This is a genomic window from Rahnella laticis, from assembly GCF_015644585.1.
Taxonomy (GTDB): domain Bacteria; phylum Pseudomonadota; class Gammaproteobacteria; order Enterobacterales; family Enterobacteriaceae; genus Rahnella; species Rahnella laticis.
Window position 1 is genome coordinate 666535 of record NZ_JADOBI010000002.1, and the last position, 21231, is coordinate 687765.

19 protein-coding genes are annotated in these 21231 nt (G+C 56.1%); 9 read left to right on the top strand and 10 right to left on the bottom strand.

The genetic code is table 11. The features are described from left to right. Positions 1-483 precede the first annotated feature (483 nt). The 3 genes from IV433_RS06190 to IV433_RS06200 are packed head-to-tail and all read left to right on the top strand — an operon-like array spanning position 484 to position 3093. The gene (locus IV433_RS06190) at positions 484-1908 is read left to right on the top strand and encodes a cytochrome ubiquinol oxidase subunit I (protein ID WP_101079060.1); all 1425 of its coding nucleotides are present in this window, start codon (positions 484-486) and stop codon (positions 1906-1908) included. 2 nt (positions 1909-1910) lie between these two features. Beyond that, entirely contained in the window at positions 1911-2918 is a 1008-nt protein-coding gene (cydB, locus tag IV433_RS06195) for a cytochrome d ubiquinol oxidase subunit II (RefSeq protein WP_195813473.1), read from the top strand. A 28-nt stretch (positions 2919-2946) separates the two neighbouring features. Beyond that, positions 2947-3093, top strand: a complete 147-nt coding sequence (locus IV433_RS06200; RefSeq protein ID WP_370530251.1) for a DUF2474 domain-containing protein — start codon at positions 2947-2949, stop codon at positions 3091-3093. 35 nt (positions 3094-3128) lie between these two features. On the opposite strand, the gene IV433_RS06205 is transcribed toward IV433_RS06200, so the two are convergent. From IV433_RS06205 to IV433_RS06235, 7 genes are all read right to left on the bottom strand, one after another. Further along, complete coding sequence (locus IV433_RS06205; RefSeq protein WP_165060528.1) at positions 3129-3707, bottom strand: TetR/AcrR family transcriptional regulator; 579 nt, start codon at positions 3705-3707, stop codon at positions 3129-3131. A 46-nt stretch (positions 3708-3753) separates the two neighbouring features. Then, positions 3754-5250 (bottom strand): MFS transporter, encoded by a 1497-nt coding sequence (locus tag IV433_RS06210; RefSeq protein WP_195813475.1) that lies wholly within the window; start codon positions 5248-5250, stop codon positions 3754-3756. 221 nt (positions 5251-5471) lie between these two features. Next, the gene (locus IV433_RS06215; RefSeq protein ID WP_195813476.1) at positions 5472-6986 is read right to left on the bottom strand and encodes an ABC transporter substrate-binding protein; all 1515 of its coding nucleotides are present in this window, start codon (positions 6984-6986) and stop codon (positions 5472-5474) included. A 1-nt stretch (position 6987) separates the two neighbouring features. After that, positions 6988-8031, bottom strand: coding sequence for an ABC transporter ATP-binding protein (locus tag IV433_RS06220; RefSeq protein ID WP_195813477.1), 1044 nt, complete (start codon positions 8029-8031; stop codon positions 6988-6990). Further along, positions 8015-9022 (bottom strand): ABC transporter ATP-binding protein, encoded by a 1008-nt coding sequence (locus tag IV433_RS06225; RefSeq protein WP_195813478.1) that lies wholly within the window; start codon positions 9020-9022, stop codon positions 8015-8017. Before IV433_RS06225 ends, IV433_RS06220 begins: the two co-directional genes overlap by 17 nt. Beyond that, a complete protein-coding gene (locus IV433_RS06230; protein WP_195813479.1) occupies positions 9019-9879 on the bottom strand; it encodes an ABC transporter permease in 861 nt (286 codons plus the stop codon). Before IV433_RS06230 ends, IV433_RS06225 begins: the two co-directional genes overlap by 4 nt. After that, the gene (locus tag IV433_RS06235; protein ID WP_152326787.1) at positions 9876-10814 is read right to left on the bottom strand and encodes an ABC transporter permease; all 939 of its coding nucleotides are present in this window, start codon (positions 10812-10814) and stop codon (positions 9876-9878) included. The genes IV433_RS06230 and IV433_RS06235 overlap by 4 nt, the downstream gene beginning before the upstream one ends. 228 nt (positions 10815-11042) lie before the next feature. Here IV433_RS06235 and IV433_RS06240 point away from each other — a divergent pair, with 228 nt between their 5' ends. Together IV433_RS06240 and IV433_RS06245 are read left to right on the top strand one after the other, a co-directional pair. Continuing rightward, positions 11043-11798, top strand: a complete 756-nt coding sequence (locus IV433_RS06240) for a LuxR family transcriptional regulator (protein ID WP_195813480.1) — start codon at positions 11043-11045, stop codon at positions 11796-11798. Between the two features lie 88 nt (positions 11799-11886). Beyond that, positions 11887-12777 carry a proline iminopeptidase-family hydrolase gene (locus IV433_RS06245; RefSeq protein ID WP_195813481.1) on the top strand — a complete coding sequence of 297 codons (891 nt, stop codon included), beginning with the start codon at positions 11887-11889 and terminating at the stop codon, positions 12775-12777. Between the two features lie 823 nt (positions 12778-13600). On the opposite strand, the gene msrA is transcribed toward IV433_RS06245, so the two are convergent. Beyond that, complete coding sequence (gene msrA, locus IV433_RS06250) at positions 13601-14338, bottom strand: peptide-methionine (S)-S-oxide reductase MsrA (protein ID WP_195813482.1); 738 nt, start codon at positions 14336-14338, stop codon at positions 13601-13603. Positions 14339-14354: 16 nt separating this feature from the next. Then, positions 14355-14894 carry a peptide-methionine (R)-S-oxide reductase MsrB gene (msrB, locus tag IV433_RS06255; protein ID WP_229893233.1) on the bottom strand — a complete coding sequence of 180 codons (540 nt, stop codon included), beginning with the start codon at positions 14892-14894 and terminating at the stop codon, positions 14355-14357. A 195-nt stretch (positions 14895-15089) separates the two neighbouring features. Here msrB and IV433_RS06260 point away from each other — a divergent pair, with 195 nt between their 5' ends. The 4 genes from IV433_RS06260 (at position 15090) to IV433_RS06275 (ending at position 19837) form a co-directional block, all read left to right on the top strand. Then, positions 15090-15785: a fimbrial biogenesis chaperone gene (locus IV433_RS06260; RefSeq protein WP_229893234.1), complete on the top strand. Its 696-nt coding sequence runs from the start codon at positions 15090-15092 to the stop codon at positions 15783-15785. A gap of 89 nt (positions 15786-15874) precedes the next feature. Continuing rightward, complete coding sequence (locus IV433_RS06265; RefSeq protein WP_195813484.1) at positions 15875-16453, top strand: fimbrial protein; 579 nt, start codon at positions 15875-15877, stop codon at positions 16451-16453. A gap of 166 nt (positions 16454-16619) precedes the next feature. After that, positions 16620-18974 carry a fimbria/pilus outer membrane usher protein gene (locus tag IV433_RS06270; protein WP_195813485.1) on the top strand — a complete coding sequence of 785 codons (2355 nt, stop codon included), beginning with the start codon at positions 16620-16622 and terminating at the stop codon, positions 18972-18974. Beyond that, entirely contained in the window at positions 18965-19837 is an 873-nt protein-coding gene (locus tag IV433_RS06275) for a hypothetical protein (RefSeq protein WP_195813486.1), read from the top strand. Before IV433_RS06270 ends, IV433_RS06275 begins: the two co-directional genes overlap by 10 nt. Here IV433_RS06275 and IV433_RS06280 read toward each other — a convergent pair. Further along, the gene (locus IV433_RS06280) at positions 19812-20939 is read right to left on the bottom strand and encodes an HD-GYP domain-containing protein (protein WP_195813487.1); all 1128 of its coding nucleotides are present in this window, start codon (positions 20937-20939) and stop codon (positions 19812-19814) included. The genes IV433_RS06275 and IV433_RS06280 overlap by 26 nt on opposite strands. Positions 20940-21231: the final 292 nt, after the last annotated feature.

The window sequence follows — 21231 nt, forward strand, 5'->3', positions numbered from 1 at the left end:
AACCATTACCTATTTTGACGTCATTTCAACCAAAACCGATGACATAAATTTACATTGCATTAAAATCAGAATGCGCTGATGCCGCTGGAGATTTAACTTTTTAGTTACCAATATGGCACACAACAAGTCATTACTGGACGCAGGGTAATTACATTCAGAAAACATCAAAACTCTTTGATCCAGATCAATGCAACATCATGTCCGCGTACTTTTCAGGGTTACTCTTCACTCGGGCGTTTCGGGCTGAAATAAGTTTCCTTCCCCGCTCCCATTCCCCTGCCACAAAAGTGTTTCAGCCGGTAATTTCCCCACGAAACCGTCCCTGTTAATACCTTTAACCCCTGTGGTTAAATCGGCCCCTCGCGAAAACCCAGCTGTACCACCCTTTCATTCAAGACTTCACCTGCGAATGTCAGAAATTACCGGTTCCCGTACCGGTATTAATGTCTGGAAGGGTTACCTGACACACAAAAAGAGGTTGTTATGTTTGGTCTTGATGCGCTAGAACTGGCCCGGATCCAGTTTGCGTTCACCGTCTCTTTTCACATCATTTTCCCCGCAATCACAATCGGGCTTGCCAGTTTTCTGGCAGTTCTGGAAGGCATGTGGCTGAAAACGAAGAAAGAGGCTTACCGCGACCTGTATCATTTCTGGTCGAAAATTTTTGCCGTGAACTTTGGTATGGGCGTGGTCTCCGGCCTGGTGATGGCCTACCAGTTCGGCACCAACTGGAGCATGTTCTCCTCGTTCGCCGGAAGCATTACCGGCCCGCTGCTGACCTATGAAGTGTTAACCGCGTTCTTCCTCGAAGCCGGTTTCCTGGGCGTGATGCTCTTCGGCTGGAACCGCGTCGGCCCCGGTCTGCACTTCTTCTCCACCTGCATGGTGGCGCTCGGTACGCTGATGTCCACCTTCTGGATCCTCGCGTCCAACAGCTGGATGCAGACACCGCAGGGCTACGAGATTGTTAACAATCTGGTCGTGCCGGTCAGCTGGATGAAAATCATCTTCAACCCGTCTTTCCCGTTCCGTCTGATGCACATGACCACCGCGGCCTTCCTGGCGTCGGCGTTCTTCGTGGGTTCTGCGGCGGCCTGGCATTTACTGCGCGGGCGAGATACCCCGGCAATCCGCACCATGCTGTCGATGGCGATGTGGATGGCGCTGATTGTCTCCCCGATTCAGGCATTTTTGGGCGATGCACACGGCCTGAACACCCTGAAATATCAGCCGGCTAAAATCGCGGCCATCGAAGGTCACTGGGAAAATAAAGACAATAAACCGACGCCGCTGGTGCTGATCGGTTACCCGGATATGAACCGCGAAGAAACACGCTACGCGATTGAAATCCCGTATCTCGGCAGCCTGATCCTGACGCACAGCCTGACGCATCAAATCCCGGCGCTGAAATCCTTCCCGAAAGAAGATCGTCCGAACTCGTCCGTCATTTTCTACACCTTCCGCATCATGGCCGGTCTGGGCATGCTGATGATTTTACTGGGTGTGCTGAGCCTGATCCTGCGTCGTGGCGGCAAAATGTATACCTCTAAAGCGTTCCTGCGCTTTGCTTTCCTGATGGGGCCTTCCGGTCTGCTGGCGCTCCTGGCGGGTTGGATCACCACGGAAATGGGGCGTCAGCCCTGGGTCGTTTACGGCCTGCTGCGCACCAAAGATGCGGTATCGAACCATAACGTTCTCCAGATGAGCGTCAGCCTGATCCTGTTCATCGTGATTTACTGCTCCGTATTTGGCGTGGGTTACGGCTACATGATGCGTCTGATCCGCAAAGGTCCGCAGGCGCACGAAGGCGAAAGCGTAGACCACGGTGGTCCGGGCCAGCACCGTACGCCAGCGCGTCCGCTGTCTGCTATTTCGGAATCACTGTCCGACGACTCTAAGGGAGCTTGATAATGGGTATCGACTTACCGCTGATCTGGTTTTTGATCATCATCTTCGGCGTGATGATGTATGTGGTGATGGACGGCTTCGACCTGGGCATCGGTCTGCTGTTCCCGCTGGTGAAAAAAGAGCACGAGCGCGACGTGATGATGAACACCGTTGCGCCGGTCTGGGACGGCAACGAAACCTGGCTGGTGCTGGGCGGTGCGGCGCTGTACGGCGCATTCCCGCTGGCGTATTCGGTGATTCTGGATGCGCTGTCCATCCCGCTGACCCTGATGTTGTTCGGTCTGATTTTCCGTGGCGTGGCGTTTGAATTTCGTTTCAAAGCCAGCCCGGCCAAGCGCCATGTGTGGGATAAATCCTTCATCTGGGGATCGGTTATCGCGACCTTCTGTCAGGGCGTGGTTCTGGGCGCCGTCATCAATGGTATTCCTGTGGTTAACCGCACGTATGCCGGTGGCGCGCTGGACTGGCTGACGCCGTTCACCCTGTTCTGCGGGTTCGCGCTGGTCGTGGCGTATGCCCTGCTCGGCTGCACCTGGCTCATCATGAAAACCGAAGGCGAATTGCAGGAAGCGATGCACAAAATCGCTAAACCTCTGCTGGTGGTTTTCCTGCTGGTGACGCTGGCAGTCAGCCTGTGGACACCGCTGACGCACAGCGATATCGCCACCCGCTGGTTCACGCGCCCTAACCTTTACTGGTTCCTGCCGGTGCCGGTTCTGGTGGTATTAGTGTCTGCGTGGATGTTCCGTGCCATCAGCAAAAATGCGCATCACGCGCCGTTCCTGCTGACGCTGGCGCTGGTGTTCCTGGGCTATACCGGTCTGGGGATCAGCATCTGGCCGAACATCATTCCGCCGTCCATTTCTATCTGGGAAGCGGCGTCACCGCCACAAAGCCAGGGCTTCATTCTGGTGGGCGCGCTGTTCATCATCCCGATCATTCTGGTGTACACCTTCTGGAGCTACTACGTGTTCCGCGGAAAAGTGACGCCGGATCAGGGTTATCACTGAGGAATTTCGTATGAATCTCATCAGAAAAATGGATGGCAACAACATCACCAAAGCGCCGTTTTTAAAACGCGTTGGCTGGATGGCCGTCATCTGGAGTGGAAGTGTGTTAGCGCTGTTTGTCGTCGCGACAGTATTTCATCTGCTGATGTTTGCAGCGGGAATGCGGGAGCATTGATACAGAGGGCCGCTGCATCCGTAGCGGCCTTTTACTTATTTCTTCAACACCAATTCCACGAAATCACAGATATCTTCCATGGCTTCCTGCCTGACCTCTGCTGAGGGCATGACGATCAGCTGATCGGCGTAGCCGTTGAGCATCGCGGAAAGCTGGCGGGTAACACGTGCGGCGTTGGTGGATCGAAATATCCCCGCTTCAGTGCCTGCGCTGATGATTTCAGCCAGCAAATCCAGCCATTTTCTCACCATCAGCTGCGCCAGCGCGGCGTAAGCCTCGTTGTGCGCCGCCAGTTGCCACAGCGAACCGTAAAGTCGCCAGATGTCACCCTGCGTGTCCGGCAGATAACTGTTTACCAGCGTGTGGAGTTTTTCCTGCGGCGGCAGCGCCACGATTTCTGCGGTGAACTCCTTGAGCTCCGCCAGCATTACCTCCGTCAGCGCTTCGATACACAGCGTCTGCCAGTCGGGAAAGTAGTGATAAATATGACTGCGCGAGATCCCGACGTATTCCGTCAGTTCGCGCGTCGTCACTTTCTCAATCCCCTTTTCGATAAAGAGGCTGATTGCGCCGTCGAGGATTTTCGCCCTCAACGCTTCCCGATTTTCTTTCATCATCAATCCTGTGCTGGCATTGAGCAACCGCTCAGGCCGCAGTTTATCAGGAAGACTGGCGCACGCCCACCGGCTTACGCAGGACGATTTTGAGCACCACCACGGTGGCGATCACCAGCGTGGCGGCAGAAATCAGGACTGCCAGAAACGCCTGATCAAACGCCGTACGCGCCAGTTCGCTGATTAACGTCGCATGCTCCGGGCTGAGATGGCTGGCGATATTCAGCGCTTCATCGAGGCTGTCATACGCGCCGTCGCCGGTCACAATACCGTCCGGCAGCATAAGGCTGCGGCTGTACACCGCCGTCATCAGGCCGCCCAGCAACGTCACACCCAGCACGCCGCCCATTTCCCATGACACGTCTTCAATCGCTGCGACCATCCCGGCTTTTTCTTCCGGGGCGTTCAGCATGATGGAGGTCGAGGCCGCCGTCACCGCGCCGCCAAGGCCGAAACCTAAAATAAACAGACTGATGAGCTGCATCGCGGTGCCGCCTTCAAACAGCAGCGCGTGGCTGACAATTCCCGCGGCGGAAAGCGCGAAACCGCCGAGCATAATTTTACGGACGCCGTATTTTGGCATCAGCATTCCGGCCAGCGGCGATGCCAGCGCGGAGGCTACCGGAATAGGCAAAATAAACATCGCGGCCATAAATGGTGTCAGCCCGAGCACCAGTTGCAACCGCTGGCTCAGCACCAGTTCGATGCCGATCAGCGCAATCATTGAGGTGATCGCCACGCCCACGCCGCAGGCAAAAGCGCGGTTGCGGAACAGCGAAAAATCGATCATCGGCTGCACGGCGCGTTTTTGCCTTCTGGCGAACAGCCCCAGAAACAGTACGCCTGCAAAGGCCGGGAACAACACGCCCGCCCATGAAGAGTTCATATTGCTCAGCTCTTTCAGCGCATAAATCACGCCGACCAGCCCGAGCATCACCATCGCAGAACCGGTGAAATCACACGGACGCTCCGGGTTGCCTTTGCCGCGCGGGATCAGCGCCAGCGCACAAGGGAATACGGCCAGCACAATTGGCACGTTGATCAGGAACACAGAGCCCCACCAGAAATATTCCAGCAACACGCCGCCAATCACCGGCCCGAGCGCCGCCGCGCCTGACGCCACCGCCGACCAGATACCAATCGCCAGCGCACGTTCGCGCTCATTGGTAAACACATGGCGCACAATCGCCAGCGTCGCAGGCATCATCATGGCCGCGCCAATCGCCAGAAACACGCGGGATGCGATCAGCCATTCTGCGGACGGCGCAAAAGCCGCGCACAGCGACGCCAGCGCAAACACCGGCAGGCCGCTCATAAACAGATTTTTATGCCCGAGACGGTCACTCAGCATACCCGCGCCGGGAAGCAGCCCGGCGACGACCAGCGGATACGCATTCACAATCCATAATTTTTCGGATGACGACGCCCCCAGCGCCAGCGTCAGACGCGGCAGCGCCGTGTAAAGCACCGTCATATCAATGATGATCAGGAAAAGGGTACTGGTGACAATGGCGAGGATCAGCCAGCGGTTTTGGACGAACATATACAGCCTCAGAAAGTTTTTGAGCACTTGCTCAAGAGCGAAAGGTACTTGAGCGGGCGCTCAAAATCAAGCGAAGCCAGCGTAATGGTTGAGGATCGGTTGACACACCGGCGGGCAGAAACGCAGAACTCAGCGGCAAGAAAAAGCCCACCGGAAGGTGGGCAAAAGGGGTAAACAGACTTTTATCTCAGCTTTCTTATTATTTCCCCGGTGTGGCGAAATTACTCTTTAACAGTGTCTTCCAGCGTGAAACGGCCCAGCGGGTTCTGATGGAAATCTTTGATATTTTTACGTGTCACGTTGCGGTACGGGCTGTAATACAAATCTATCCAGTTCACGTCCGCTTTAGCCATTTTCTGTAAATCGATATACATCTGCTGGCGTTTTGCCGGATCCATTTCCACGCGGGCGGCGGCCACCAGCGCTTTCACTTTATCGTTGTGATAACGCGTCATGTAGTTGTTGTTGGAATCATGTCCCAGCACAAACGTGGTTTTCTGATCGGGATCGAGGATGTCATTCGTCCAGTACATCACCGAAATGTCGTAATCGCCCGCGACTAACATGTCCCAGCTCTGGCTCGGATCCACTTTTTGCAGACTGGCCGTAATGCCCGCTTTTGCCAGCTGTTGTTGCAGCAGAACGGCGATTTGCTCGTCCACTTCATCCCCGGCGTTCACCAGATATTTCAGCGTCAGATTTTTCACGCCCGCCGCTGCCAGCAGCTGTTTGGCTTTCTCCGGGTCATAAGGGCGTTGTAAGTTACCGGCGTAGTGATACAACGCGCCGTCAGGAATATAGGAATTGGCGATTTTGCCGTAGCCGAACGTCACGGTGTCGATAATCGACTTTTTGTCGATGGCGAAATCCAGCGCCTGCCGGACTTCAACTTTGCCCAGATCGCCGTGTGAATGGTTAATCAGCAAGTGGTCTTCTCGCGTAGAAGTGTCCAGTTCGACAGCCAGTTTCGGGTCTTTCTGCAATGAGGAAATGCGTGAGAACGGAATCGACAGCGCCGCATCGATTTCGCCCGCCTGCACTTTGAGCATGCGGGTATTGTCGTCCGGCAGCGTCAGCCACTCGACGCCATCAAGCTTCACCTTCGCGGCATCCCAGTAATACGGGTTTTTGACCAGCTCGACTTTCTCGCCACGCGTCCACTCTTTCACGCTGAATGCGCCCGATCCCACCGGATGTTCGGCAAAATCATCCGCGCCCTGTTTGGTCAGCGCCGCCTGTGAAATCACCGACGCATTGGGCAGCGCCAGCTGGGAAAGAAACGCTGCCGACGGCGTTTTCAGCGTGATAACCAGCGTGTGCGCATCGTCCGCTTTCAGCGTATCAATAATGCTGTACGAATCTTTCCACAGTGAACCGGCATCGTCGCGGATACGCGTCAGGCTGAACACCGCATCCGAAGCCGTGACCGGCGTGCCGTCTGAGAATTTTGCCTCGCGCATTTTCAGCGTATACGTTTTGCCGTCCGGCGAAATCGTCCAGCTTTCCGCCAGCCCCGGCAGCAGTTTGGTGCCGGTATTGTCCACGCGAACCAGCGGATCAAACACATTCGAGAACACCCAGTTATCGGCGTTTTGCGCCGATTTGATCGGGTCAAACGTCGTGCTGTCCTCACGACGTCCGATGGTCAGAACCCCGGCCGCCTGCGCCATTTCGCTGACCAGGCTCAACGCCAGCAGCACCCCGGCGGCCACAACGTTAAAATGCTTTTGCTTCATGTCACATTCCTTCAGTCATCGGAAAAATCCTTTCGCTACCGGGCGCATCAAGCACACAGGCGAAAGCATGGTCGGCAATATGCCGGGTTTCGGGTGCCGCGCCCTGCCTGCACGCAGGAATCGCACGGGCACAGCGTGGATGAAAAGCGCAGCCCGCAGGCAGCGAAACCGGGCTGGGCGGCTCGCCTTGTAACGGGTTCTCCGGCAGCGGGCGGTCGGGGTCAATTTCGGGGATAGCCGCCACCAGCGCGGCAGTGTAAGGATGGCGCGGCGTAGTAAAGACCGTCTGCGTCGGGCCGCTTTCAACAATCCGCCCCAGATACATCACCGCCACGCGGTCGCAGAGACGCCGCACAATCGCCAGATCGTGCGCGATAAACAAAATTGCCAGCCCCATGCTCTCGCGCAGATCCATCAGCAAATTGATGATTTGGGCCTGAATCGACACGTCGAGCGCGGCGACGCATTCATCGGCGACAATCAGCCGTGGCTCAATCGCCAGCGCGCGGGCAATTCCGGCGCGCTGGCACTGCCCGCCACTCAGCGCCTGTGGTCTCCGCGACGCATGTTCCGCGCTCAGGCCGACCAGCGTCAGCAGTTCGTTAACCCGCACCGGGATCGCCGCTTTCGCGACTTTCTGGTGTACACGCAGCACTTCACCAATGCTCTGGCCCAGCGTCTGACGCGGATTCAGTGAGGAAAACGGATCCTGAAAAATCATTGCCGTTTGCTGACGAAGCCGGGCAATATCCGGTTTCACGCCGCCGGTAATCAGCTGCCCGTTAAAGCGCACACGCCCTGCACTGGCATTTTCCAGCTGCAACATCGCGCGCCCCAGCGTGCTTTTTCCGCTGCCCGATTCGCCCACCAGCCCCAGCGTTTCTCCGGCATTGATGTACATCGACACACCGTTTACCGCCTGCACAACGCGCTTTTTACGCCCCAGCCCGCCGGATACCGGAAACGTCACCGACAAATCTTCGGCTTCCAGCAGCGGGTAAGGCCGCGGATCCGGCGCAGCAGTCCGGTCAGAAAGTGGATTCATTTTCCCTCCCGGATATCACCGGACTGAGAACCCGCAAAGGGTGATGGCAGGCGGCGACGTGGCTGCGGGCAAACGCAGCGGTCTGCATCGCGGGCTGAAGGTCATGGCACTGCGCCGTGGCGTGTGAACAACGCGGATGAAAACGGCAGCCGGTCGGGAAACGCGCCGCAACCGGTGGCTGGCCGGGCAACGTGATCAGCCGCCCCGCGCCGCCTTCGCTGGCGGGCTGGCAGTCAATCAGGCCGCGGGTATAAGGATGCAGCGCCTGCGCCAGTACGTGGCGTTTTTCGCCGGTTTCACACAAGCGACCGCCGTACATCACCGCGATGCGGTCGCAGGTTTGTGCTACCACGCCGAGATCGTGAGTAATGAGAATAATGGCGATACCCAGCCTGTCGCGCAGATCGCAAAGCAGCCGTAAAATCTGCATTTGTACGGTGACGTCCAGCGCCGTAGTCGGTTCGTCGGCAATCAGAATTTTTGGCTCGCAGGCCAGCGCCACGGCGATCATCGCGCGCTGACGCATACCACCGGAAAACTCATGGGGATAGTTGTCCACGCGACGCTGCGGATCGGGAATGCCCACCTGCCGCAGCCACTCCACGGCCTGACGCTGTGCCTCACGGCTGCTCGCCCCAAAATGCAGGCGGCGGCTTTCTGCAATCTGCTGCCCGATGGTCATCACCGGGTTCAGATGGCTGGCCGGGTTCTGGAAAATCATGCCAATTTCCCGCCCGCGAATGGCCGTCATGCGTTTATCGCTGAGCGTCAGTAAATCGGTGTCATTCAGGCGGATTTCTCCGGCGCGGATGTTCAGCCCTTCGCCCGGCAACAGGCGCATCATCGCACGGCAGCTCAGCGTTTTTCCGGAGCCACTTTCACCCACCAGACCGAGAATTTCACCGGCACTGAGCGTAAGGGAAAGCTTATCCACCAGCGCCACGCCCTGCCGGTCTTCAATGGTTAAACCGCGAACCTGCAACAGCGTCATGGGCGCTCCCCCAGTTTGTCGCCTAAACCGTCGGCCAGCAGGCTGAAACTCATCGCCAGCATCACAATCGCCAGGCCCGGAAACGTGGTTATCCACCAGGCGGTGGTGATAAAACTTTGCCCTTCAGCGACCATCACGCCCCATTCGGCCAGCGGGGGCTGAACGCCTAAGCCGAGGTAGCTCACCGACGCGCCGCTAAGCAAAACCAGAACGCAATCGGACATCGAAAACACCAGCGAACTGGTCAGCGCGTTGGGTAAAAGATGCAAAAGCAAAATGCGCGGATGGCTGTAACCCAGGCTGCGCGCGGCCAGAATAAAATCCCGGTGTTTAAGCGTCAGCACCTGCGAGCGTACCAGCCGGGCGTAAGACACCCAGCCGACCATCGCCATCGCGATATAAAAACTGCTCAACCCCGGCCCGAGAATGGCGATGATCGAGAGCATCAGCACCAGAAATGGAAACGCCAGCACCACATCGATAACGCGCATGAAAAACGTATCCACCGCACCGCCGAGGTACCCGGAAAACGCACCAATCAACGTGCCAAAGGTGAACGGAAAGATGACGCCGATAATGCAGATTTGCAGATCAATCCGCGCGCCCCACATCACGCGGGAAAGAATGTCGCGGCCAAAATTATCAGTGCCAAACGGGTGCGCAAAAGTTGGCGGCGACAGCGTCACAGAAGCATCCTGCGCAATCGGGCCGAACGGGGCAATCCACGGGGAAAACAGCGCAATCAGCACCCACGCGCTCAGCATCAGAATACCCAGCCGCAGCGCCTGCTGACGCGGCAACCAACGCAGGTGAAAGCTGCCCAACCGCTGCGTGGCTATTTTTTCGGTCATGCTCATAGCTTTACCCTCGGATCTAACGCCACCGTCAGCAAATCAGCCACCAGATTGACGGCCACCGTCGCCAGCGCAAACACCAAAACCACGCCCTGCACCACCATGTAATCGCGGCTGATAATGGCTTTAACCAGCAACTGTCCCATGCCTGGAATGGCAAAAACGCTTTCAATCACCACCGTGCTGCCAATCAGCCAGCCGATATTTACCGCCAGCAGATTGACCGTCGGCACCAGCGAGTTGGGCATGACGTGCCGCCAGAAAATCCGGTTCTCGTTCTGCCCGCGCGCCCTGGCTGCGGTAACGTAATCGTTCTGCAATTCCATCAATAAACTGGCGCGCAGGTTGCGGGTCAGCACCGCCGACAACGCCAGCGCCACGGTCAGACAAGGCAAAAACAAATGATGTAAACGCTCGCCGAAATCGCTGCCGTAGCCCGACACCGGAAACCAGCCGAGCGACAGGCTGAACAGCAAAATCATCATGATCGCCAGCCAGAACGCCGGTAATCCGAGGCCGACGGTAGAAAGCAGGCGGATCATCTGATCTGCCAGCCGCCCGCGGTTTCGCGCCGCCGTTGCCGCCAGTGGCACGGTAAACAGCATCGCCAGCATCACGCTGCCCAGCACCAGATACAGCGTCGGTTCGATGCGCGACATGATCAGTTTCAGCGTATCCACGCGGTAAATCAGCGACTTTCCCATTTCGCCGTGCAACAGGTTGCGCAAGAAGTAGAGATATTGCTGCCAGACCGGCAGATCCAGTCCGTACTGCGCACGAATCCGGGCGATGGCTTCCGGCGTGCTGCGTACGCCCAGCAGGATCCTCGCCGGATCGCCGGGAATGGCGCGCACCATGACAAACGTCAGGATGCTGATCCCCAGCAAAACCGGCAGCAGTTGCAGCGGGCGCCAGAGCAAAAATCGGTAACGGTGCATGGCAATCCTCTTAATGACTGTTTTTGGTGCAGAGCAGGCGTCATTCCCCCTGTGGCTCTACGTTAGCCTCAGCAAAACCTCACCGGTAGTTAGCAAAAATACTAGGTTTGTCCCGTCGGCGATTTGGCACTGCGATTGCATAACTTTTTCTTAACAACCGGTCAGCAGCAAAATCGGTGCCCGATCAGCACATTCATGGCGGAAAGAGCAACTTGCGGAGATGAATTCATGAAACTCGCGGTGAAAGAAAGTGCAGCGCCATTACGGGAAACCACCGTGGACGGCGCGTTTAACCAGCTCTTTGCGCAGACGTCGCGTCTGGGGTTCGACGCCCTGATCTACGATTACACGCCGGTACCGCGATCGCTGGAAGGCGAGCTGATCACGCCCTCTTTGCTGCGGATGTGTAACGTGCCGGGCGACATGCAAAAGCTGTGGCTGGAAAGTGGCTACTATCAGGTGGATCCGGTGCAGCATTACGCGCTGGAAAGCTGCGCGCCGTTTGTGTGGTCCTATCAGCGGCCGGACAACACGTCCCTGCAAAACCGTCTGAGCGACCTCAACAAACCGGTCACGCATTACATGTGTGATAACAATATGCCGTGCGGCGCGACCGTCCCCCTGCATTTGCCGAACGGCGGGTTTGTCACCGTGACCGGCATACACACCAGCGCGGGGCATGAACTGGATATTCACGATGTGCTGGCGGAGCTGAGCCTGCTGGCGCTGACGTTTCAGGAGTGCGTCTTTCCGCTGTTCGACGCCAGCGTGCTGACCTGCAAACATGTGCGGCTGAGCAAGCGCGAGCGCGAATGTCTGGCCTGGGCGGCGGAGGGGTTAACGGCCAAAGAGATCGCCCGCAAACTTAACCGCTCGGTGGCCACCGTCACGCTGCACCTCAACACTGCTGGCCGTAAACTGGGGGCCAGCAACCGCGTCCAGGCGGTGGTTCGCGCGCTGCATTACCGCCTGCTGGACAGCTGACCGCCCGATTTCCTATCTTTTTTACTAGCTGTTCAGCACCGCCCCGATGTTTACCCTGAGAAGATTATTCACCGACAGGGGAAACAAAATGGTCAACATCACTGAAGGCTACGCGCCGCTTCAGGAATACCAGACCTGGTACCGCATCAGCGGCGATCTCAGCAGCGGTAAGACTCCGCTGGTGATCGCCCACGGCGGACCGGGCTGCACGCACGATTACGTGGACGCCTTTCGCGACATCGCCGAAACGGGTCGCGCGGTCATTCATTACGATCAGGTAGGCAATGGTCGTTCGACGCATCTTCCCGATAAACCGGCCGGTTTCTGGCAACCGTCGCTGTTTCTGGCAGAGCTGGACAATCTCCTGCGCCATCTCGGCATCGAAGAAAACTACGCCCTGCTCGGGCAATCCTGGGGCGGAATGTTAGGTGCCGAACACGCCGTTACGCAGCCCCCCGGCCTGAAGGCACTGATCATCGCCAACTCACCGGCCTCGATGGAACTCTGGCTGCAAGCCGCCGCCCGCCTGCGCAGCGAACTTCCTGCCGGTGTGCAGGAAACCCTGCTCGCCCACGAACAGGCCGGAACGATCGACAGCAAAGAATACAAAGCCGCCTCGCAGGTTTTCTACGCGCGCCACGTTTGCCGTCTCGACCCGTGGCCGGAAGAGGTAAAACGCACCTTCTCCGCGATGGACGCCGATCCGACGGTTTATCACGCCATGAACGGCCCGACCGAATTTCACGTCATCGGCAGCATGAAAGACTGGACGATCATCGACCGTCTGCCGGCGATCAACGTACCAGTCTTGCTGATTTCCGGCCGCTACGACGAAGCCGCCCCCGAAGTGGTTCAGCCCTTTGCCGACATGATCAAAGACGTCCGGTGGGTGATTTTTGAGAATTCGAGCCACATGCCGCATGTGGAAGAACGGGGAGCGTGTATGGAATGCATTCAGGAGTTTCTGGAAGGGGTTTGATTTGGCTTTGGGTTGCCGCCCAAACAGCTTTGAAGCAGCAGCTTGGTGTAAATTTCGGTTTTTCAATTGCAGTGATCACTCAAGGTCAAGACCTTGGGCTCGCCGCCCAAACTGGCCCAAAGGGCGCGTTAACGCGCGCGCCCTCTGGACACCCGCGCTTTTTAACTGCGCGCTGCCGCTAGTAAAGTATGTTTCAGCAACTCCGGCTATTGCCGCAAACGCCGCCGCTGCGCGGTTCTCTCGCCTCGGGTTCGAACCTGCTCGAAAAAAAGACTCTCGCTGTTTCTCACCACTCACTCGACGTCGTTTTGAAAGCGGCCAAGGACTATGTAATTCGGAAGATTTATGCAGGCTGATTTTGAATTTCTCCTTCCCCTCTCACGAGGGGAAGGTCGGGATGGGGTGTTGGTTTTAGCGGCTCAGTTGCCTGCTAAACCCCCTCCCGGCCTCCCCCTTCGCAGGGGGAGGAGCAAACCAATCCATTGTTATATCGTGAAGAAGCCTCCAGCCGCTTTCAGAAAGCTTGCTGAATGAGTGTTTCGAGACCAAAAGGCTCGAAGACCGAAATGAAGGTACCGCGCAGCGGCAAGTTTTCGCGGCAATAGCTGCGGTACCTGAAACATAGCCAGCGAGCGATAGCGCGGGTTGTAAAAAGACGCGGAGATTCCAAAGAGGCCCCGTCCTGGGCCTCTTTGGTCGGTTTCGGCGCGAGCCGCTGAGCGATCACTGCAAGTGAAAAACCGAAATTTACGCCAAGCTGCCGTTTGAGAGCAGTTTGGGCGGCGAGCCCAAGGTGTTGACTTTAAAGCCAGAGCGTCAAGCTCTACTTTGTCACCAGAACCGGTTTCTCCCGGTAATCCCCCGGAAAAACTTTCTCTAAATCTTTAATCTTCGGCAGATCGTTCACCACAATGTACGGATAGTCCGGATTATCATTCAGGAAGTTCTGGTGATAAGCCTCCGCCGGATAGAAATGCGCATTGCTTTCCACCTTCGTCACCAGCGGATCGCTGTAGCTTTTGCTGGTGTTCAGTTGCGCGATATACGCTGTCGCCACTTCCGCCTGCGCCGCATTCATCGGGAACACTGCCGAGCGGTACTGGCTGCCGGTGTCCGGCCCCTGCCGGTTCAGTTCGGTCGGGTTATGCCCCACGGAGAAGAAGATGTGCAGCAGTTCGCCGTAGGTGATTTGCGTCGGGTCAAACGTCACTTTGACCGATTCCGCATGCCCGGTATCGCCGCCGCTGACCTGCTCGTAGCTGGCGGTTTGCGCGTCGCCGCCCGCGTATCCGGACACCGCGCTGGTCACGCCTTTCACATGCTGGAATACGCCCTGAATTCCCCAGAAGCAGCCACCGGCAAACACGGCCGTTTCACTGTGTGATGTGCCCGCCGGTTCGTCATGTGCCGGTGCGGGGATCACCACCGCCGTTTCCGCGCCGCCCCACGACCAGGCACTATTCTGAAAGACAAAGGCAGACGCCAGCACCAGACCGGCGATCACGCTGATATTGCGTAACGACTTCACTCTTTTTTCGGATGTTTTCACAGTTGTTTTCATAGCAGCCTCGCGGGAATTAAACTTTTGGACTGAACGTCATCGCCAGCCCGTTCATGCAATAACGCAGACCGGTGGGCTGCGGGCCGTCGTCAAATACGTGGCCAAGATGGCCGCCGCAGCGACGGCAATGCACTTCGTCGCGAACCATACCCAGTGTCGTATCCCGGCTGGTCAGCGCCGCGTCAGGCAGCGGTTTCCAGAAACTCGGCCAGCCGGTGTGGCTGTCAAATTTGGTCGCCGAAGAGAATAAAGGCAGCGCGCAACCCGCACAGGCAAACTGCCCTTCGCGATGCTCATTATTGAGCGGGCTGGAATAAGGGCGCTCAGTACCGGCTTCACGCAAAACGTAATACTGTGCTTCGCTGAGGCGCTGGTGCCACTGCGCATCGGTCAGTTCAATTTCGAATGTTTCAGTTTTTGCCTGCGCATCGGCCTTGCGGGTAAAGACCCCGGGGAAAAGCCCCATCACGGCAATCGCCGAAACGGCGGTGCTGCCTAAGAGGAAATTACGTCTGTTGATCATCATCGTCACCGTTGCGGTAGTTGTCGATGGCATCAGATTACCGGCGGATGTCTTACCGAATCCTCCCGAAAAGTTAACCATTTTGTGATAACTGACGAATTTGAATATTCTGGTATCAATTGATTTACATCTAAAACAGGCAGCAGAAACCCGTTGAAGAAGCGTTGATACCAGCCACCTATAATAATCTCCTGCGAATTATCCTAATACATTAATACCGGTAAAAACATGAACAGCAAAAAAGTCACGGCGTTAACCTTAGCTTTGGTGACTTATTTACCTCCTTTCTTTTGTCATGCTTCGCTTATTCTTAATGAAACCCGGGTGGTATATCCTGAATCGAAAACGCAGGAATCTGTAAAAGTCGATAACCCGACGCGAATTAATTTCCTGGCACAGGCCTGGATTGAAAACGATCAAGGTCAGGAAGAAGGTCGTTTTGCTGTGTATCCGCCGCTGTCTAAAATCAGCGGAAATAATGCCAGTACGTTGCGCATTGAAAAAATCGACGCCAGTAATCTTCCGTCAGACCGTGAAACGATGATGTGGCTGAACGTGAAGGAAATCCCGCAAAAAGCCAAAGAAAGCGGGCCGCAGCTGGTTGTCGCCTTCAAGACCCGCATCAAAATTTTCTACCGCCCGAAAGGGATAGACCCGGAACTTCATGACAGTTTTACCCAAATGACCTGGCGCGCGGAACCGGGAAAACTGATCGTCACCAACCCGACGCCTTACCATATTACCTTCGATAAAGTATGGGGTGGCCCGGTCAGTAACGACAAAAACAAACTATCCGCCAATATGGTTGAACCGTTTTCCACCCTGACAATTTCCGTTCCCGCCAGCGCCGTAGTCCATCAGGTGCATTACAATATTATCAATGATTTTGGCGGCGTATCAAAAATACAAAACATCTCTCTCTAGTATGTATTTTAATAAAATTTCCCACAGCGATTTAAACCCTCTCTGAAGGAAAGTGAGTCTCCACGCTTTAAATTTATAAAGGCAAGAAAATGACGTTGAATAAAAATGTATTAGCAGGTGCTTTAGCCTTATCTTTATTACCGGTCGCCGGTATGGTCCACGCTGATGACGCCGCTTCTTCGGTTGAAATTCAGTTCAATGGTTCAGTGAAAGCCCCGACCTGTACCATCAATGACAGTGATACCGATCATTCCGTGAACCTGACGGAAATCAACCAGGCGAAAGTTGCCGCGCTCACCACCGGCCAGGCCACCGCGGAAAATCAGCAACGTTTTCACCTTTCTGTGAACTGCGCTGAAAAAGCCAGTGCAGATGATTTGACCCTGACCATAGATGGTCATACCGATGGCTCAACGCCGAATATCCTGACCAACGCCAGCACCGATGCCGCCAGTGCAAAAGGCGTAGGCTTCGAGCTTTTCAGTGAGCAGGATCTGGCAACACCTCTTCAGGTGAATGGCGGCGTCGTGCCTTCTGCCGATTACATCGACCGCCTGAATCAGGGTAACGGAAGCATCAACTTTGTGGTGGAATATGCGAAACAGGACGCCACAGTCAGCGCCGGTGCTCTGACGTCCAACGCAACTTTTGCGTTCACATATAAGTAACGCATAGGGAAATAACATCTGGCGTCATTCACCTCACGGGCGTCAGATGTTACCGGGCTTTACGGCTCGAATCCCGGCACCCATCATGAAAATCCCCCCGCATTTTCTTACCCTTTTCTTGCTCCCGATGTGTTATCCGGGCGTTGCGTGCAGTGAAGACTTCGATATGTCTTTAATGGAAAAAGTGGGAAATTTGCAGGGCGTGGATACATCAGTGCTGGAAAAAGGCGGCGAGATGATCGCAGGAAATTATCCGGTCGTTCTGCTGATCAATACTCAGGAAACCGGCCAGATCACGCAGTCTTTTCAGCTGGCGGACGGTTCCGTTCAGCCCGTTTTTACCACCGCGCAACTCAGCGCCTGGGGCATTACGCCCGACCATTCCCCTGAAGGGCCGCACCCGCTGGCTGCTTTTGTGGATGACGCCCAGGTTAATTATGACGCCGGAAGCGAGCAGCTTTCCCTGACGGTTCCGCAGGCACGGTTTTCCGCCGGTTCAGGCGATATCGCGCCCGAACAAAATTGGGTGGCCGGGCTTAACGCCGCGCGGCTCAACTACAACCTGAACCTGCAACGCAATACCGGCAGCCAGAGTCAGCAAAATGACACCGCCAGTTCGACGCTCAGCAGCGGCATCAATCTGGGAAACTGGCGGCTGCGCAACGACGGCTATTTTAACTACAGCAGCGAGGCGGGCAGCCATTATCAGAGCAGCGCCAGCTATATCACCCGCGACATCGCCGCGCTGAAAAGTACATTTCGCGGCGGCGATTTCTTCACGAATGGCAAAATCTTTTCGTCCGTTTCACTGCGCGGCATGACGCTCTATTCCAGCGATGAAATGCGTCCGGATAATCAGCGTTTTTACATGCCCGTCATCAGCGGAACGGCGCGCAGCAACGCCACCGTGGTCATCCGCCAGAACGGTTTTGTGATTGACCAGCGCCGCGTTACGCCCGGCCCGTTTTTGATTAAGGATTTACACAGCGCGAGCAGCTCCGGCGATCTTGATATCACCGTGATGGAAAGCGATGGCAGTACGCAACATTTTACTCAGGCGTTCAATGCCATTGCCGCCCTGCTTCCGCCGGGCGTTTTTAACTATGAAATCTCTGCCGGACGCTATCGCAACAGCACGACGGCAGGTCTGATGCTTACGCCAAAAATCTATCAGGCCAGCGCCTTTTACGGGTTAAGCAATACCTTCACCCTGCTTGCCGGTCAGCAGATGGCGACGCAGGGCAACTTTCGTTATCAGAACAGCGGCGGCGGGCTGGGTGCGAATATCCCGGTGATCGGCGGGCTGTCGTTATTGCTTAAACGCAGTCAGTCCCAAACCGCAAGCACCCCCAAAATGCGGCAAGGGAAACAGCTGGAAACGCTGTTTGTGCGCACGGTCGACGAAACCCAAAGCACCCTGAGCCTGAGCTGGAAGCACAAATACAGCCAGAATTATCAGGAAGTCGGCGAAGCGATCAGCGCCGCCGAACTGAGCCCGGCAGGCATCCGCTACCGTGATCAGTACAACGTTCAGCTCGATCAGAGCATCGGCACAATGACCGTGATGCTGCGTTATACCGAAGACCGGCGCGGGGACGGCAGCCATCAGCGCAGTTCGCGTCTCGGGCTGAGCGTCAACCGCTGGCAATCACAATTTCAGGTTTACTACACTCATCAGCGAAGCCTTCAGGGCGTTACGGATAACAGCCTGACGTTCAACGTCGTCATCCCGCTGGGCGAATCCCAAAAACACCACATCGGTTACAACGCCCTGACAGATTCGCGGGGTGGCACGCAGCAGACGGCCTCGGTGAACGGTTCTTTTCTTGAGGATAATCAGCTGGGTTATGACGTCAGTCTTTCCGGCCAGGGAAGCCAGAAAACGGCGCAGATTTCCGGTGATTACAGCGGTGCGGCGGGCATTGTCAGCGCCGGGATTTCACAGGGGCGGGGTTATCAGCAAACCAGCCTCGGCCTGGAAGGCGGCGTGCTGGTGCATCATCATGGCATCACGCTCAGCCAGCCGCTGGGCGACACGGTGGTGCTGGTTCACACCCCGCAGACATCGGGGCTGAAAATTGAAAACAGTGAAAATATCTCTACCGATCGCTGGGGCAACGCGGTGATCCCGTACGCCGTGCCTTACCGGGCAAACGATGTGGAGCTGGATCCTGAGTCCCTCGACAGACATATCGATGCGTCTTCGACTGTAAAAAGGGTGATACCGACTCATGGCGCAGTCATCGAAGCCGAATTTAATGCCCGCCGCCACGACCGGCGTTTTTCCAAAATACTCGATAAAAAACAGCAGCCGCTGCCTTTCGGCGTCAGCGTTCAGGATGCCGGTCATTCTGAACTGGGCACCGGCGGCGCAGCAGGTATTTTGCTGGCGGATTTCAGTAAAGCCCGCTGGCCGCTGGCCGTCACCCTCAACGGCAAGCTGCTGTGCCATATTCCCCGCCCGGCAACCTCCGGCGCTTCTTCCGACACATCAACTTTGTGGAAATTATCATGTTCATAGCGCGCCGCAATAGCTGGCTGTTATTGCCTCTGCTTGCTCCGGTTCTGTTATCCCAGACACAGGCCAGCGAAAACAAAACCCTGTTACTTAAAGCCGGGAACGTTGCGGTAAAACAGATCCAACCCGGCGGCACGCTGCTGGGCACCTTTCCTGCCAGCACGTTAAGCCATGCGGTGTTGCCCGACGCTGACCTTAATGTGATGATCCCGCACCCGGTTTGGGATGAAGGCCGGGGCATTTATCAGACGGATATTCCGGGGATTGGTTTTAGCTTTTGCCAGCAGGACGGAAGCCTGTGCCTTCACAACGGCGCGGCGCTGACGGGGTCGTCCGTTCCGGCGTCGATGAAAAATTTCGCGATCCGCCTGTATAAAACCGGTCGGGTTCAGGCCGGTGAATACAATTTACCCGCCCTGTTTACCCTTAATCAGGCAGGTGCGCCGCTTATGTCGCTGGGCCTGAATGCGCTGCGGCTTAACGTCAGCCAGTGCAGCATCACCCGTAATTCCCTGCACGTCACATTCCCCGACGCCACGCCCGGCACGTCTCCGGTGCTTTCCCGCGTCCGTTTTCATCTGCCCTTGCGCTGTAACACGCCGGAGGATTACGACAACCTGGACATTCATTTTGTGTACAACGGCAAGCGGATTGACGCGCAACACATCGTAACCAGTCTGCCGGGCATCGGGCTGAGCGTGAGGACGGAACAGGGAAAATATGTTGATTTCAGCGCCGCCAGTACCGATGCGGACGCGGCATTTCATGAGACGGGTTACGTGGCGGAACTGAGCCGGGCTCCCGGTGAGCCGGTGCAGACCGGGAAATTCAATGTCAGTGTTACGGCTGTACTGACGATGCGCTGAGTATGTCCGGGCTAACGCTGAGGCCGGACTTCAGCGCGCCCACGACTGCCGCATCCAGCCCACCACCGCGGGCGTTTTCTTCCATGATCGCAAAGCTTTTTTCCGGTGAGTATGCCGCCTTGTAGCAACGTTCTTCCGTCAGCGCAGCATAATTATCCGCGACGGAAATAATGCGCGAGCCCAGATCCAGCTGCGTGCTTTTCAGGTAGAAAGGATAGCCTTTGCCGTCCAGCCGTTCATGGTGAAAACTGGCGCTCTGCGCGACATCGCACAGACCGGGCACTGCGGATAAAACATCCCAGGTATGCAGCGGATGGCGGAAAACCTGTTTTCTCTGCATTTCATTTAGCGGCGTTTTTTGCGTCAGCACCGCCGCCGGGACCGCCAGTTTTCCGAGATCGTGCAGCAGACCGGCGATATGAATTTTTTCTATGCCCGTCTGTGAAAAACCATACAAACCGCCCAGCTGAGCACTCAGTTCGGCAACTTTGAAAGAATGACCCATGGCCGAGCAACAATGCGTATCAATCACGCGCGCCAGCAGGCTGGCAATCTGGAGTAACTCAGTGTCCGTCAGAGTGTGTGCGGGGAAAGGTGCGAGCAGGCGAATTTCAGTGCTGAGAGAAGAAGATGCGAGCTGCTTCCAGAATTCCTGCTGTAAACCCAGATCACGCAGGGCAATAACGTCATCCAGCGCGTATTTACACCCGATGGAATCGCACAAGGTTTGCATGGCCTTTTCGGGGTAATGCCCGCGGGGAAATTCATACACGCTGAGGGCGGCGAGGTCGTCTGCCAGTTGCAGCAGGCTGTGTTCTGCATTGTGAATACCTGCGCCACAAATCAGACCGGCGCATCCGGCCAGCAGCGGGATATTACTCAGCCGTTGCGCGCAATGCGCCGGAGAATGCGCGCCGTTACCGATATCCCACAGCAAGGCGGCAATAAACAAACGCCGCTGAGCAGGCTTGCTGAGGCCACGATGCCGGGCGATGTTCTGCGTAATGTAGGCCCGGCGGGCGCTTTGGTGAGGAGTTTCCGGTTTCAGCAAGTCCAGTGCCGAGGAAAAAGCAGTGAGAAAATCAGTAAAATTGACGGTCATTGAATGCTCCCGTGCAGGCGGGAGAAAATGCGCGTGGCCCTGCTCCCTCCGATACGTTGTGATCAGGCAGCACAGGAAACCGTATTTTAATTAAGCAGACAATTTAATTACCCGATGGGGGCATATATAGGTTTTTATTTTTCATTCAGCAGACTTCACCGGATAATTAATTATCCCCGGCAACAAAATTACCCATACACAAATAATGGATAACAGTAAGAAGGAGAGAAAATTCACCGATATTTTCCCGAAGTACGACTATCGGTTTTTAATTTGTATACTCTTAATCTGA

Bases quoted from the DNA above. Each gene is read 5' to 3' on its own strand.
- IV433_RS06190 (WP_101079060.1), top strand. From the start codon at position 484: ATGTTTGGTCTTGATGCGCTAGAACTGGCCCGGATCCAGTTTGCGTTC.
- cydB (WP_195813473.1), top strand. From the start codon at position 1,911: ATGGGTATCGACTTACCGCTGATCTGGTTTTTGATCATCATCTTCGGC.
- IV433_RS06200 (WP_370530251.1), top strand. From the start codon at position 2,947: ATGGATGGCAACAACATCACCAAAGCGCCGTTTTTAAAACGCGTTGGC.
- IV433_RS06205 (WP_165060528.1), bottom strand. From the start codon at position 3,707: ATGAAAGAAAATCGGGAAGCGTTGAGGGCGAAAATCCTCGACGGCGCA.
- IV433_RS06210 (WP_195813475.1), bottom strand. From the start codon at position 5,250: ATGTTCGTCCAAAACCGCTGGCTGATCCTCGCCATTGTCACCAGTACC.
- IV433_RS06215 (WP_195813476.1), bottom strand. From the start codon at position 6,986: ATGAAGCAAAAGCATTTTAACGTTGTGGCCGCCGGGGTGCTGCTGGCG.
- IV433_RS06220 (WP_195813477.1), bottom strand. From the start codon at position 8,031: ATGAATCCACTTTCTGACCGGACTGCTGCGCCGGATCCGCGGCCTTAC.
- IV433_RS06225 (WP_195813478.1), bottom strand. From the start codon at position 9,022: ATGACGCTGTTGCAGGTTCGCGGTTTAACCATTGAAGACCGGCAGGGC.
- IV433_RS06230 (WP_195813479.1), bottom strand. From the start codon at position 9,879: ATGAGCATGACCGAAAAAATAGCCACGCAGCGGTTGGGCAGCTTTCAC.
- IV433_RS06235 (WP_152326787.1), bottom strand. From the start codon at position 10,814: ATGCACCGTTACCGATTTTTGCTCTGGCGCCCGCTGCAACTGCTGCCG.
- IV433_RS06240 (WP_195813480.1), top strand. From the start codon at position 11,043: ATGAAACTCGCGGTGAAAGAAAGTGCAGCGCCATTACGGGAAACCACC.
- IV433_RS06245 (WP_195813481.1), top strand. From the start codon at position 11,887: ATGGTCAACATCACTGAAGGCTACGCGCCGCTTCAGGAATACCAGACC.
- msrA (WP_195813482.1), bottom strand. From the start codon at position 14,338: ATGAAAACAACTGTGAAAACATCCGAAAAAAGAGTGAAGTCGTTACGC.
- msrB (WP_229893233.1), bottom strand. From the start codon at position 14,894: ATGCCATCGACAACTACCGCAACGGTGACGATGATGATCAACAGACGT.
- IV433_RS06260 (WP_229893234.1), top strand. From the start codon at position 15,090: ATGAACAGCAAAAAAGTCACGGCGTTAACCTTAGCTTTGGTGACTTAT.
- IV433_RS06265 (WP_195813484.1), top strand. From the start codon at position 15,875: ATGACGTTGAATAAAAATGTATTAGCAGGTGCTTTAGCCTTATCTTTA.
- IV433_RS06270 (WP_195813485.1), top strand. From the start codon at position 16,620: ATGTCTTTAATGGAAAAAGTGGGAAATTTGCAGGGCGTGGATACATCA.
- IV433_RS06275 (WP_195813486.1), top strand. From the start codon at position 18,965: ATGTTCATAGCGCGCCGCAATAGCTGGCTGTTATTGCCTCTGCTTGCT.
- IV433_RS06280 (WP_195813487.1), bottom strand. From the start codon at position 20,939: ATGACCGTCAATTTTACTGATTTTCTCACTGCTTTTTCCTCGGCACTG.